We start from the raw sequence: 14072 nt of genomic DNA on the forward strand, positions 1-14072 counted from the left end.
ATGACAGAACAATCAATCGAAGCTCAAGTTGCGACTCAATTATTAGCGATTAAGGCAGTTAAGCTCCAACCTAAAGAACCATTCACATGGGCATCAGGCCTTAAAAGTCCCATCTATACTGACAATCGCGAAACAATCGGTTATCCAGCCGTGCGTAAATTAATTGCGCAAGGTTTAGCGGATTTAATTAAGCGTGAATATCCAGATGTTGAAATTATTGGCGGTGTAGCAACTGCGGGGATTCCCCACGCTGCTTGGGTTGCCGATTTACTTGATTTACCCATGGTATACGTACGTTCAAAACCTAAAGATCATGGTGCAGGTCGGCAAATTGAAGGCCGCTTAGTTGATGGCAAGAAAATTGTCTTGATTGATGATTTGATTTCAACCGGTGGTTCAGTATTAGGTGGAGTTGAAGCTGCGCGTAAGGAAGGTGCTAACGTTTTGGGCGTTGTTTCAATCTTTACGTATGAATTACCAGCTGGCGATACAAACTTTGCCAATGCTGGTTTGCCATACAAGTCTTTGACAAATTATTCAACGCTCGTGGACGTGGCGAGCCAAGAAGGTTACATCAAAGAAGACGAAATGGCAACATTGCATGCGTGGAAACAAGACCCTGCTGCTTGGGGAAAATAAACTAGGCGCACGCAACTAGCTGGATTGATAAATACGTTATTATAAGGGGAAATGATTATGAGCGAAAAATTTGCCGAATTTGTTAAAAATACTAATACAGTGGTGGTCTCATCAGCTGTAAATAACCAACCATCTAGCCGCATTATGCGTTTTGCAACACCAGTTGCAGGTGGTAATATCTGGTACGTTATCACAGCACCAACCGCGCCAAAAGCCACTGAGTTTGCCTCAAATGAAAAAGTTGCGGTAATTACGTTGCCAACTGAAAGTGGCGCGGTGATTTCTTCAAATACCACAACAATCAAATTATCAGACAAGTCAGTAGCAGATGTTAAAGAGCTCTTTGGTGAACAAATTCCGGGTTTCTTGGATATGATGCCGGAAGCCGTGTTACTTGCTGAAGTCGTTTATGAAATTACCTTTAAGTCTGCTAAGCTAGATACATGGACTTCACACGAAATTGTTGAATTTGATTAGTCGATAATACTACGTAAAATTAGCCACTGAAGTATATACAAGGAGAATGTTATGTCACAAGCATTACACGCTGAAATTGCCGGAATTAAGTTCGATGATATTTTCTTGAATGCATCAGGTGTTCACTGTCAAACGACGGCCGAATTAGATGAATTACTCGCAACCAAAGGTACCGGCGCGATTATCACTAAAAGTGCAACATCAGCTTACCGAGCCGGCAACCCTAGCCCACGGTTGAGCAAGATTCCTTTAGGCTCAATTAATTCGATGGGATTACCTAATGAAGGTTTAGATTATTACTTGGATTATGTGACAACTAAACAAGCGGACAAGCCAATGTTGTTGTCAGTTGCTGGGGTATCATACACAGAGAACCTTGATATTTTGCACAAGGTTCAAGACTCAAGCTTTATGGGTATTACGGAGTTGAACTTGTCATGCCCAAACGTACCAGGTAAACCCCAAACTGCGTATGATTTTGAAACGACCGAACGTTTGTTAACGGAAGTATTTGCATTCTTCACGAAGCCATTAGGCGTTAAAATGCCACCATACTTTGACATTGTACATTTTGATGACATGGCCAAAATTTTGAACAAATTCCCATTGGCACACGTTAACACAATCAATTCGATTGGGAACGGATTATGGATTAACGAAGACACTGATACCGTTGTAATTAAACCTAAGGGTGGGTTTGGTGGTATTGGTGGCGCATTGGCCAAGCCAACTGCTTTAGCCAACGTGCGCGCTTTCCGGCAACGACTCAATCCTACTATCAAAATGATTGGTACTGGGGGGGTAGTTAATGGCCGCGACGTGTACGAACACATTTTATGTGGTGCAGATCTTGTTTCAGTGGGAACGCAACTCCAATTTGAAGGACCAAGCATGTTTGCCCGCTTAGAACAAGAACTGTTAGCAATTATGGCGGAAAAAGGTTATACATCAGTTGACGATTTCCGTGGGCAATTAAAGATCATCGAATAATCCGTTCGTACGGTTACCCGGCTGTGGCGGCAAGTTATGCGGGCTAAAAAATAGTTTGCGCTTGCACAAAGTCGGATTACGTGCTTTAATTAGAGACATAAATTAATGATCAAGACACCGGCATTAGGTGGCACATCACAGAGAATGTGAGTCTTAGCTGTGAACTCACTGTTGTGTACCTAATGTTGACTAACTTGTAAAATGGCATAGTGAACTATGTCCGGTTCGTCACCGTTATTCAACGTTCGAGGTGTTAACCAATTATTTGGCTAACACGAATACAAGGTGGTACCACGTTTGTAAATGACGTCCTTCATCGCACATTTTTGTGTGCGGTGGGGGATTTTTTGTTTACCTACAACATGACGTGGGGTGCTGGATTATTAATCATCATAACTATATTTAAAAATTTGAAGGAGTATTTAGCATATGGCAGAAATTAACATTACTTTCCCAGATGGTTCAGTTAAGCAATTTGAAGCAGGCATCACGACAAATGAAATTGCTAAGAGTATCTCAACTTCATTAGCTAAGAAATCAGTTGCTGGTAAGTTTAACGACAAGTACGTTGGCTTGAACGAAGGTATTGAAAGCGATGGTTCACTTGAAATCATCACTAAGGATTCAGAAGAATCACTCGAAATCTTGCGGCACTCAGCTGCCCACTTGTTGGCGCAAGCTTTGAAGCGTCTCCACCCAGATACGCACTTTGGCGTTGGTCCAGCGATTGAACATGGCTTCTACTACGATACTGATCGTCCTGCTGGTCAAGTTTCTGTTGATGAATTCCCCGCAATTGAAGCAGAAATGAAGAAAATTGTGAAAGAAGACTTGCCTATCGAAGGCCGTGAAATGTCACGTGCCGAAGCGTTGGAATTCTTTGCTAGCGATCCTTATAAAGTTGAATTGATTACGGACTTGCCAGAAGACGAAGTTATCACAGCCTACACACAAGGTGAATTCACTGACTTATGTCGTGGTGGTCACGTACCATCAACTGGTATGATTAAAAACTTCAAGTTGACTTCTGTTGCCGGTGCTTACTGGCGTGGTAAGTCATCAAACCCAATGATGCAACGGATCTACGGAACTGCCTTCTGGAAGGCTGCTGATGTGGAAGCTGAATTAGCTCGTCGTGAAGACGCTAAGGAACGTGACCACCGTAAGATTGGTAAGGACTTAGACTTGTTCTTCACTTCTGCCGAAGTCGGTGCCGGTTTGCCAGTTTGGATGCCAAATGGTGCAACTATCCGTCGTACTTTGGAACGTTATATTGTTGACAAGGAACTCCAACACGGTTACCAACACGTGTATACACCAATCATGTCTAACTTGAACTTGTACAAGCAATCAGGTCACTGGGATCACTATCATGATGATATGTTCCCACCAATGGACATGGGGGATGGCGAATTCCTTGAATTGCGTCCAATGAACTGCCCATCACACATTCAAGTTTACAAGCACCACGTCCACTCATACCGTGAATTGCCAATTCGGATTGCCGAAATTGGTATGATGCACCGTTATGAAAAATCAGGTGCCTTGACTGGTTTGTCACGTGTCCGTGAAATGTCATTGAACGATGGACACACTTTCGTGACACTTGACCAAGTCGAAGAAGAATTCAAGTCAATCTTGAAGTTGATGGTTGAAGTTTACCGCGACTTTAACATTACTGATTACCGTTTCCGTCTTTCATACCGTGATCCTGAAAACACTGAAAAGTACTTTGAAGATGACGAAATGTGGAACCGAAGCCAAAAGATGTTGAAGACAGCCATGGATGACATGGGGCTTGAATACTTTGAAGCAGAAGGCGAAGCTGCTTTCTACGGTCCTAAGCTTGACGTTCAAATCAAGACAGCCTTGGGTGGTGAAGAAACTTTATCAACAATCCAACTTGACTTCTTGTTACCTGAAAAGTTCGATCTTACTTATGTTGGTGAAGATGGTCAAAACACGCACCGTCCAGTTATGATTCACCGTGGTTTGATTTCAACGATGGAACGTTTCACTGCCTACCTTACTGAATTGTACAAGGGGGCGTTCCCAACTTGGTTGGCACCTAAGCAAGCAGTTATCATTCCAGTTAACAACGAAGCTCACGGCGAATACGCTGATGAAATTTTGCGTAAGCTCCAAGTTATGAATGTCCGTGCAACTGTGGATACGCGTAATGAAAAGATGGGTTACTTGATTCGTGACGCCCAAACAAGTAAGGTTCCATATATCTTGGTTGTTGGTGATCAAGAAAAGAACAATGGCGAAGTTGCAGTCCGTCTTCACGGTGAAGACAACACAACTTCAATGAAGTCAGCTGATTTCTTCGACACTATCTTAACTGATATTGCGAACTACTCACGTCCAGTTGAAAAATAATTAATAAGCAATAGACCTGATTTCGCGTCAGGTCTATTTTTGTATTTAAGTGAATTACCGAGCCTTGTTTCGTCTAACGTGGAATTTATAAAATGTGACGAGATGTATGATGCCACTGTGTGCCTGAAAATCACATTGTGCACCGAAATGGAAGCACATGCCCAAGCCGCTTGCTTATGCCTGAGGTACGGCAACGCAAAACATTCCAGCAGTTTGTTTGCAACAAACAACTGAATCTAATCAAAACCCGATTAGATTAGCCTTCCAGGCTGAATGTCTGTCTTGGGCAATTCGGGATAGCTGGCAGTCTAATGGCTAAAGCCAAAAGACTGCTCACATTTGTAGCTACGCTGGACAAATAAGGCCCGATTGGCTCTACCCACAGCGACAAACGTGACACGTGGTGTCACGTTCGTCCCATTTCGGTGTAAAGCCTGCCGGCCACAAAGTGATTTCCAGCCACTCCGCTAGATAAGCGTGGAATTATTGATTACCGCGAAATCTGCAGCGACAAGGATTACGGCATATGACTAGTCAGACTGCCTGCTCAAACTAACTAAGAGACTGGTTCCAGCCTCGTAGTGGGAATCAATCTGAGACACATATCCAAATTCCACGCTAGAAAAATTTTAGCCTTTTTGTGTTTATCGTCATCAATGCATTTCTTATCGTTGTCATAAGCGATTTATCTATCCGTGCAAATAATTGAAAATAATGCGCCTGTTTTTAAAATGAATCAATTTACGCAAGTGGTAAAACTATTGTTGCAATAACTATTAGGTGTTGAGCGTTGTCCAAAATAAAAGGCCCGTAAGTTAACTGCTGTTCGTAAGAAGTCTACGCTATAATAGATTTTGTTAAGTAGGGGAGCAAAATAATAGTTAATTGAAGCAGGAGGACGGAAAATGTTTACTTTAAATTTTGATGATAATGCAGTTGCACGGTTAGAAAAGTATTTTAATGACGACTATACAGTACTAATGGATTTCGACGATGGAGTTGGTCCGTTTACAGAACACGGTGCGTCATGCACGCTTGACGTGGCTTTTCGGATTATCATTGTTGCTAAAGATACTGATATCAAGGATTACCAACAAGTTATTAACACTAACTTGGGACCGATGCTTGGTAAGGAATATGCTAATTATGCATTAAATGATGTTATGAAAATCACTTTACAACCAACTTTTAACCGTTGGGAATTGAAGGGTGAGAGCGAAACCATTGATCCTGCACTACAAATCGTGACTAAATACGTGGCCTAGCCGCAAAATAAAACGAGTTTTCGGCGAACCACGAGGTCTCCAAGGTAGTTAGATTTTGGCTAACTTACTTGAAGACCTGTCACTGAAAACTCGTTTTTGTTTATTTAAGTTGAATGGCAAGTGGGCGGGTGCGTTCAATATTGACTAATTGCAAATCAATGAGTTGATTGACGGCTTTGGTCACCGTTGGGGCACTTGTGCCGGTTAACCGCACGAGGCTTTTGATGTCAAAAACTAAATTTGCTGGTCCAAAAATGCTAGCAATTGCAAGTTTGGTATAGATAGTTTCTGGTAGCGCGGTTAACGTGAGTGGGGCAGTTGGTTGTGGATATGCGCTTTTATTTTTAAGTTGGGCTAGTTGTTGGGCTTGTGCTTGTACAACGCCGGTTAAAAAGGTTGTGACAAATTCAGTGAGCTCATGTTCATTAGGCCCCCGATTAGCTAGCTGGAATTCGGTTTCGAGTTGGTCATAAACACTTGTAAGTGCTTGTGCCACCGATAATGCAGTAATTGAATCTGTGATTTGACCAAGTTGATTAGCGATAATCAGCCTACCAGTTAAACAGTTACCATCATAAAAAGGGCGGACTTGTTCGTATAGGTAGTAGGTCATGGCTAGGTTTATTAAGGGATTAGCTTGTGCCGCGGTTTGGCTAAACGCACCAATGTGATTTAAATCATCAGTAATATCAGTAGCGCGGGCACCGACATTGCTAAAACTGTGCGCATCGGTTAGTCCTGGCCAGAGCTGGCGAAATTGTTGGCTACCAAGTTCGCTAACCATTTGCATGCTAGCTAATTGGCGGTATAATTGGTAAACTTCTGGCGCTGCGGTAAAATTACGGAAATGACCATCACTAATTTCACGTAAGCGCATGCGCAGACCTGGGAATTGACGTGGATCTAAATCAGTCGACAATGCAAATTGACGATCGTATTCCGTATCTTGACAGGCTAATAAAAACATTTGCTGGGCAAATGAATCTAAACTTGTTAATAATCGTTGTAGTTGAGCTGATTGAATAAAGATTTGAGCACTCAAGGCTTGAAGTTGTTGTGTTGGCACTACAAAAACTAAGTTGCTTGAAGCCCCAATCATTTCAACTAGGGTCGAAGTAGTAGCCGTGCTAATAGTTCCAGGCATTTGTTGCCGCCTTAGTAACTCGTCTTGGCGGTGCTGGGTATCGGTAATCGCAGCTAAGCGTTGATATTCCATAATTTTTAACCCCCTTATTTAAATGTTTGCACTAAGTGTAAAATATCTTAGTGCTTTGAGCAAGGGAAGTTTAAGCGTTGCGAATCTAGATGGGGCTATTTGAATCTCTCAATCCAAAGAAATTAAGAAGGAGCAATAAAATGGTAGAAAATAAAGATGAACTAATTCAAGGCCTGACACCTGAAAGTTATCGCGTCACGCAAGAAAAGGGCACCGAAGCGCCTTTTGTAAATCAATACGATAACTTCTTTGAGTCGGGAATTTACGTTGATATTGTGGGTGGTCAGCCACTCTTTTCTTCAGCAGCTAAATATGATTCTGGCTGTGGTTGGCCAGCATTTACCAAACCAATCAATAATCGGGAGGTTGCCGAACACCGGGATCAATCATTTGGTATGGAACGCACGGAAGTGACTAGTCGCGATGCACAAAGTCATTTAGGCCACGTTTTCACGGATGGGCCACTTGACCAAGGCGGTTTGCGCTACTGTATTAATTCTGCTGCACTGCGTTTTATTCCGAAGGCAGATATGGTTGCTGAAGGTTATGGCGCCTACCTCGATCAAGTTGAATAATTTAATAGTAAAGATAAAGCGGTCAACGATACTCTCTGGTATCATTGGCCGCTATTATTTTGTTGAAATGTGTGAGTTTTGGACGTCCGGGGTGCCTGTTACCCAACTTATCAGTTACAATAAAGGTAACAAAAAAATTATGCCGTCCAGCGAATATGGCGAATGTGTTCAGGCATGATAGGACTGGCAACACGACTAAAAGCTGATTGCAAAACTAATTGACCATCAGGTTGCTGAATTAAATAACCAGTTTGTTCGTGAATTTCTTCGGAATAAAAAGAATCGTTTGTCTGGACGGTAACCGTTGCGTGACCGTTTAAGGCCAGTTCTAAAAAATCAATAATCTGAAAAGCAGGCATTTGGTTATAGCGATGGATTCGTTTTTTGCGGGCAGGAATGTTCAAAATACGTTTGAAATTCTTCAGATTATTAAAAAATGGGTTGGTGCTGTTAGTGTAAGTATATTCTTGCATGAGGATGACCTTCTTCCATTTAACATGTCTGTTCGTAATTAAGAACATTCGTTTGATTAACTACAGTATACGAACAATTGTTTTAAAAAGCAAACGTAAAAGTGAGGTTGTTTTGTGAAAATAAGAAAAATGCTCCAGCAAGCCTTACCGCTGCATGGGTTTGAACAGTTATTAGGATTTTCTAAAGACCTAGAACAAGCCCGAATAAGATACGAACAATGCGTGTTTGGACCACAAATCGAACAATTTGGTGTTCAAGATGATAAAAACGAATTAATTGCAATTTTTGTAATCAAGCGGGCGCAAAATGGTATTGAAGTTAAATTTGCCTTTATTGTGCACGGGGCGGATAAAACAGCAGTGATGAAACAGCTCGATGAATACGTCAGTGCGAAACGGTATCGACAAGTTAGTGTGGCGTTAGATGAAACCTGGGATAACAAAGTATTACGGGATATGGGTTTTGAACAAGTAGACCAACGATTCGTGAAAATATACCAATATCCGATTTACCTAGTGTTTGGTGGTGGTGGAGCACATGGCGCATTCCAAACCGGGGTGTTTGATGCATTGAAAGCAGCTGAGATTGTGCCCCAAGGAATAATCGGGGTTTCAGTGGGAGCAATCACTGGGATGTCGTTGCAGCATTTGGACAGTACAACGGCACATGAAGTTTGGGGTATGCTGACCACGCAAAAAGTTTACGGAACCGATGAAATTGGGAAAACGCAATCCGAATTCGCCCAAACAATGGCACGTCAGTTAGTAACCCGTGACTATAAATCTAAAGACCAGTTATTTGATTTATTTTTACCGGTTGCCCAAAAAGAGCTAGTTAACCCGATTGTGAAATTTTCATTGATTACGACGGAAACTACCGGATTATTGCAAAAAATAGTTACGGTTGATAAAGATATGACACCTGAAGAATTAACGCAGTGGGTAGTTGCCTCGAGTGCCTTTTTCCCAGTTGTTGAGCCAGTTGAAATTGACGGAAAACGTTATATGGATGGTGGCTACTCCAATGATTTACCAATTCAAGTTGCAATTGAACAAGGGGCCAAAGAAATCTACGCCGTTGATATCCAAGGTCTAGGACGGATTCGCGCGGTTGATTTACCAAGCGATGTCGTGCTGCATCAAATTGAGACTAAATGGGATTTGGGACCATTACTAGATTTTTCACCCACCCAATCAGAGTTTAATATGCGCCTAGGGTGGTTGGAAACCCAAAAATTACTAGGGAAGCTTTATGGGCTACGGTATACATTTGCGTGGCAACCCGATTATGCGCAGGTTTCGTGGGATAACTTGTCCGCATTATTTGCCACGACAGAACTGACGATGCAGATGCAAGGCTTGTTAGGTAGTGAGGCAGTCCGACTCGCATATCAACGGTTACTCGAGCGGTTTGTGGGACAGTCATTGACAACTGATGCTCAAAAAGGGTTAGCGACTTTGGAACTGATTGCGGATTACCTTAAACTGGCACCAGGTAAGGTATATCATCCGGATTACTTTATCGACATACTGACAAGTCGATTTGAACACCAGCGCGATTTAAGTGCCTTTAATTTACCTGAAGGTGAGATTTCGCTAGCATATGCAGTTTTACATCCTGAGACAATTTTGGCAGGGGTCTTCTACACCTTAATGCATAGCCAATTAGAAAAATGAGAAAGCCACGATGTGATTAGCTGATTTCGCTTGAAAAAGGCGCGATTATTCTCTAATAAAAGTCTTAAAATACGCTAAATAATTAATAATAGTACCAATTCTTAGAGAAAAATGTTAATATTAGAAAATGAAAATTAGTAAGAGTGAGGAGTTAGTAAATGAGTAAGATTTTGGTCATTGAAGACGAAAAAAACTTGGCTCGCTTTGTTGAGCTTGAATTACAACATGAAAATTATGAAACTGAAGTCCGCGATAATGGTCGTTCTGGCCTAGAAGCTGCTTTAGAAAATGATTACGATGTTATTTTATTAGATTTAATGTTACCTGAGTTGAGTGGTTTGGAAGTTGCACGGCGTTTACGTGAAGCAAAGAACACCCCAATTATTATGATGACTGCTCGCGATTCAGTAATTGACCGCGTATCAGGTCTCGATTATGGTGCCGATGATTACGTCGTGAAGCCTTTTGCGATTGAAGAATTACTAGCCCGTGTGCGTGCATTACTTCGCCGGATTGATATTGAAACCGAAGCACATGCGCCCCACCAATCAACGGTTAAGTTTAAGGATTTGGTTATCGAAAAGGAAAACCGAATTGTTCGTCGTGGCGATCAAGTGATTAACTTGACGAAGCGTGAATATGAATTGCTCTTAACTTTGATGGAAAACGTCAATGTCGTGCAAGCCCGTGATGATTTATTGAAGCGTGTTTGGGGTTACGAATCAGAAGTTGAAACTAACGTGGTTGATGTTTATGTCCGTTACTTACGGAATAAGATTGATGACCCTGAAAGTGCCCGTTCATACATTCAAACCATTCGTGGTACTGGTTATGTAATGCGGAGCGCCAACTAATTAATTAGGAAAGAGGGCCCGGCGTTTCGTCGAGTCCTTTTTGGTAAAATTATGACAGAAAATAATAAATATCGCCGCTTCTCTGTCAAGTGGAAGTGGGCGTTAGGCACAACCATCGGGGTGTTCGTTGTCTTTGTTGTCTTTGGATTACTGATGTTTCGTGCGTTCACGCAAGATGCACTCGATAATCAAAAGCGTGAAGTCAACAGCGCATTGGAAGCAGTTAACCAGCGTTTCTCGTTAACTGACGCCAATAATTTAACCCTCGATATGGTCGAACCAACTTTGCGACCAAATAATGAAACGCACGTCCGGTCAATTTTGAACGACGAATTAATTTCATCGGTCGCAAGTAAGAATTTTACATTGACGGTGTTTGATAAAAGCGGCGTGCAATTGTTTACTACGCGGAATAATCCAATCCAGATGCAAGGTAAAGCCAAAATTAACGGCAAAAAGCTAGTCAAAGTTGGTAAGCGGAATGTTTTAGTTGGGCGAATACCTGTCCATTCACGGACAACTGATCAAGTTATTGGTTATATTCAAGTAATTGACAGCTTGTCAGATTATCACGTCATGTATGTCAAACTAGTCAATATACTAGTTGTGTTGATTATTCTGGGCTTAATGGCGATTTCTATGTGGGGTTACTTGCTGGCTGATTGGTTCTTGCGACCGGTCGAATACATTAGCAAAACGATTGCAGAAGTTGAAAAAGATCCGCAAACCGTTACCCGTGTGCCTGAAATGGCGCGAAATGATGAATTGTCAGATTTGGCTGATATCTTAAATGAGATGTTGGATCGAATGCAACGATTCATTGACCAGCAATCACAATTCGTAGAAGATGTTTCGCATGAGTTGCGGACACCGGTGGCGATTGTGAAGGGGCACATGGATTTATTGAACCGTTGGGGTAAAGACGATCCACAGATTTTGAATGAATCAATTAGTGCATCATTAGCTGAAATGCAACGGATGGAAACGTTGGTGCAAGAAATGCTGGATTTGACACGGGCTGAACAAACGGAAATTAATTTCCGTCATGAAGCAACCGATGTTCAAGATGTGGTTCACCAAGTTTACAATAATTTCCAGATGATTCATCCGGAATTTAAGTTTAGTTTGGAAGATGATGTGCATGAAGAGACGATTGTATCAATGTATCGTGATCATTTAGAGCAAGTCTTGATAATTCTTTCAGACAATGCGGTAAAATATACTCAAGAGCGTAAGGAAATTCATTTTTCAATGTCACGGACGGCTAAAGAAGTTCAAGTTGCTGTACAAGATTTTGGTGAAGGAATTTCACCGGAAAATGCAGCCCGCGTCTTTGATCGTTTTTACCGTGTCGATAAAGCCCGTTCACGGGAAAAAGGCGGTAATGGTCTGGGCTTGAGTATTGCGCAGAAGTTGATTGAAGGCTATGGCGGCTCGATTAATTTGGAAAGCTCGGAAGGGCACGGTTCAATTTTCCGGATTACGTTGCCAGTTGTAACCTTGGATGAAATGCGAAATAATCAACAATAAATTGATACTTCGTTTTGGAGGTTTTAATATGACAAATAAAGCATATCGAATACAAGTATGGGGTAGAGTTCAAGGTGTTGGATTCCGCTGGAGTGCGATTCGCGTGGCAAACTCATTGAAAATTACTGGGTGGGTACAGAATCAACCGGATGGCTCGGTGTTGTTAGAAGCAACAGGACCAGAAGCTAAATTACATGATTTTGTGACGATTATCAAAAATTCACCTAGTCCAGCGGGACATGTTGATCGGTTTGAAATTGAAGAAATTGCTCCAGAAGTGTACACGGATTTTAAAGCCCGCTACTAAAATGCTATCCATAAGAGGTGGAATTGTGAGGTATTTTCACATCTTTGGATGTTAGATAACAAAAGTGAAATCAAACGGGATTGGACGAATTTTGTTCTAGTCCCGTTTTTGCGTTATTATAGAAAACAAAGTATCACATAAGGGAGGGTAAATGATGATTTATGTTGTGAGTGATTTACATTTTTTCCATGCTGACTTATTAACGTCGCAGCATTTTGCGCCAAGGCCATTTGGGACGGTTGAAAATATGCATAAAACCATAATTGAAAATTGGAATGCGCGCGTTACTCCAACGGATACCGTGTATCATCTTGGGGATATCGCGATGTTGAATCGTAAGCCAAGTGAAAGTAATCCAATGATTCTGGAAGTATTGAATCAATTAAATGGGCATTTAGTACTAATTAAAGGTAATCATGATAGTCGGTCGTTGTTTAAATATTTAGCAACGAACAACTACGCGTTAGATGATGGCAAAGTAAAGTTTAGTTTTGAAGATGTGGGGACATACTTTAAGCTGAACCACTATCAGTTCTATTTAACACATTACCCCATGTTATTTGGGGTTAACCAGAACTTGATTAATCTGCATGGGCACATTCATAACGCAACCGTACCCATCAAAGAAAATCTGAATGTGGGAATTGATAGTCCAGAAAAAGACTACTTACAGACGCCAATCCCATTTGGAGCGCCCTTTAGCGAGGCAGAAATCTTTGAAATGATTCAAGGCAAGCGTGACGATTTTGCTAAACGCCGTTAACTTTCTGCAATTGGCAAGGGTGACGCCAAATCAAAAGTCTGGATAGTAATACGCAAACACGTTGAACTATTCAATATATGAATGCAAATAAAAAAGTTCACATTACCTTGATGTATGTGAACTTTTTTATATTGAAGTGTGATTGATTAAATTTCAGTATCCGTGTCAGCTTCTTTTTTTGCAAGCTCACTAGGCATAGTATGTTTCTTACGTAATTGGCTCTTAAGTGCACTAACAACTGCGGGAATAGCAGTCACGATAACAATCCCAATAATTACGGCTGAGAAGTGTTCTTTAACAAATGGAATGTTACCAAAGAAGTAACCAGCACCAGTTGCCAAAATCGTCCAAGTTGTGGCTCCAATGACAGAGTACTTGATGAATCGTTTATATGGTAAGCCAGAACCACCTGCAACGAATGGTGCAAAAGTCCGAATGATTGGCATATAACGAGCCAAGATAATTGCTACGGCACCATGCTTTTCAAAGAAGTGTTCAGCTTCTTCAATTGATTCTTTCTTAATGAAGCGACCGAAGAAGTGGTGATTCATCATCGCTTTACCAACGTGTTTACCAATATAGAAGTTCAAAGAGTCACCAGTTAACGCAGCAACCCAGAATAGGAAAGCGAATAAGAATGGATCAAGACCATATTGTGGATTAGCGCTAATTGCTCCAGCGGCAAACAGTAGTGAATCCCCTGGGAGGAATGGCATAATGACCGCTCCAGTTTCAATGAAAATCACGGCAAACAAAATCAAGTAAGTCCATGAACCGAATGTATTAACGATGTTCACAATGTGGTCATCGATGTGTAAGATAAAATCAAATAGAAAACCCATAAGTATATTTTTCTCTCCCAAAACTTTTTTATTAATCTGAGAGTAGTTTACCAGATTTTTACACGATAATTTGTTACACTTA

Annotated in this window: 14 protein-coding genes; 11 read left to right on the forward strand and 3 right to left on the reverse strand. The window is 41.4% G+C overall.

Annotation, left to right across the window (positions count from 1 at the left end; all coding sequences use genetic code 11):
- The 5 genes from pyrE to EQG49_RS10190 all read left to right on the forward strand — a co-directional run bounded on the left by pyrE (position 1) and on the right by EQG49_RS10190 (position 5753).
- A complete protein-coding gene (gene pyrE, locus EQG49_RS10170; RefSeq protein WP_133363878.1) occupies positions 1 to 639 on the forward strand; it encodes an orotate phosphoribosyltransferase in 639 nt (212 codons plus the stop codon).
- A 57-nt stretch (positions 640 to 696) separates the two neighbouring features.
- Positions 697 to 1116, forward strand: a complete 420-nt coding sequence (locus tag EQG49_RS10175) for a pyridoxamine 5'-phosphate oxidase family protein (RefSeq protein WP_165964869.1) — start codon at positions 697 to 699, stop codon at positions 1114 to 1116.
- A 51-nt stretch (positions 1117 to 1167) separates the two neighbouring features.
- On the forward strand, positions 1168 to 2106 hold the full coding sequence (locus EQG49_RS10180) for a dihydroorotate oxidase (protein WP_133363880.1): 939 nt from the start codon (positions 1168 to 1170) through the stop codon (positions 2104 to 2106).
- 429 nt (positions 2107 to 2535) lie between these two features.
- A complete protein-coding gene (thrS, locus tag EQG49_RS10185) occupies positions 2536 to 4488 on the forward strand; it encodes a threonine--tRNA ligase (RefSeq protein ID WP_133363881.1) in 1953 nt (650 codons plus the stop codon).
- A gap of 905 nt (positions 4489 to 5393) precedes the next feature.
- The gene (locus EQG49_RS10190; protein ID WP_133363882.1) at positions 5394 to 5753 is read left to right on the forward strand and encodes an iron-sulfur cluster biosynthesis family protein; all 360 of its coding nucleotides are present in this window, start codon (positions 5394 to 5396) and stop codon (positions 5751 to 5753) included.
- A 100-nt stretch (positions 5754 to 5853) separates the two neighbouring features.
- Here EQG49_RS10190 and EQG49_RS10195 read toward each other — a convergent pair whose 3' ends face one another.
- Positions 5854 to 6969: a Fic family protein gene (locus EQG49_RS10195; protein WP_133363883.1), complete on the reverse strand. Its 1116-nt coding sequence runs from the start codon at positions 6967 to 6969 to the stop codon at positions 5854 to 5856.
- Between the two features lie 140 nt (positions 6970 to 7109).
- Between EQG49_RS10195 and msrB the strand changes: the two genes are divergently transcribed.
- Positions 7110 to 7544, forward strand: coding sequence for a peptide-methionine (R)-S-oxide reductase MsrB (gene msrB / locus EQG49_RS10200; RefSeq protein WP_133363884.1), 435 nt, complete (start codon positions 7110 to 7112; stop codon positions 7542 to 7544).
- Positions 7545 to 7681: 137 nt separating this feature from the next.
- Here msrB and EQG49_RS10205 read toward each other — a convergent pair whose 3' ends face one another.
- Positions 7682 to 8017 (reverse strand): hypothetical protein, encoded by a 336-nt coding sequence (locus EQG49_RS10205; protein ID WP_133363885.1) that lies wholly within the window; start codon positions 8015 to 8017, stop codon positions 7682 to 7684.
- Positions 8018 to 8131: 114 nt separating this feature from the next.
- Here EQG49_RS10205 and EQG49_RS10210 point away from each other — a divergent pair, with 114 nt between their 5' ends.
- The 5 genes from EQG49_RS10210 to EQG49_RS10230 all read left to right on the forward strand — a co-directional run bounded on the left by EQG49_RS10210 (position 8132) and on the right by EQG49_RS10230 (position 13148).
- Positions 8132 to 9694 carry a patatin-like phospholipase family protein gene (locus tag EQG49_RS10210; RefSeq protein WP_133363886.1) on the forward strand — a complete coding sequence of 521 codons (1563 nt, stop codon included), beginning with the start codon at positions 8132 to 8134 and terminating at the stop codon, positions 9692 to 9694.
- A 158-nt stretch (positions 9695 to 9852) separates the two neighbouring features.
- Positions 9853 to 10548, forward strand: a complete 696-nt coding sequence (locus EQG49_RS10215; protein ID WP_133363887.1) for a response regulator transcription factor — start codon at positions 9853 to 9855, stop codon at positions 10546 to 10548.
- A 51-nt stretch (positions 10549 to 10599) separates the two neighbouring features.
- Entirely contained in the window at positions 10600 to 12078 is a 1479-nt protein-coding gene (locus EQG49_RS10220; protein WP_133363888.1) for a HAMP domain-containing sensor histidine kinase, read from the forward strand.
- A gap of 28 nt (positions 12079 to 12106) precedes the next feature.
- Entirely contained in the window at positions 12107 to 12385 is a 279-nt protein-coding gene (locus EQG49_RS10225) for an acylphosphatase (RefSeq protein WP_133363889.1), read from the forward strand.
- 154 nt (positions 12386 to 12539) lie between these two features.
- Positions 12540 to 13148 (forward strand): metallophosphoesterase family protein, encoded by a 609-nt coding sequence (locus EQG49_RS10230; protein WP_133364576.1) that lies wholly within the window; start codon positions 12540 to 12542, stop codon positions 13146 to 13148.
- A 146-nt stretch (positions 13149 to 13294) separates the two neighbouring features.
- On the opposite strand, the gene EQG49_RS10235 is transcribed toward EQG49_RS10230, so the two are convergent.
- Positions 13295 to 13990 carry a VTT domain-containing protein gene (locus EQG49_RS10235; RefSeq protein WP_133363890.1) on the reverse strand — a complete coding sequence of 232 codons (696 nt, stop codon included), beginning with the start codon at positions 13988 to 13990 and terminating at the stop codon, positions 13295 to 13297.
- Between the last annotated feature and the right edge of the window lie 82 nt (positions 13991 to 14072).

This window comes from Periweissella cryptocerci (assembly GCF_004358325.1).
GTDB lineage: Bacteria > Bacillota > Bacilli > Lactobacillales > Lactobacillaceae > Periweissella > Periweissella cryptocerci.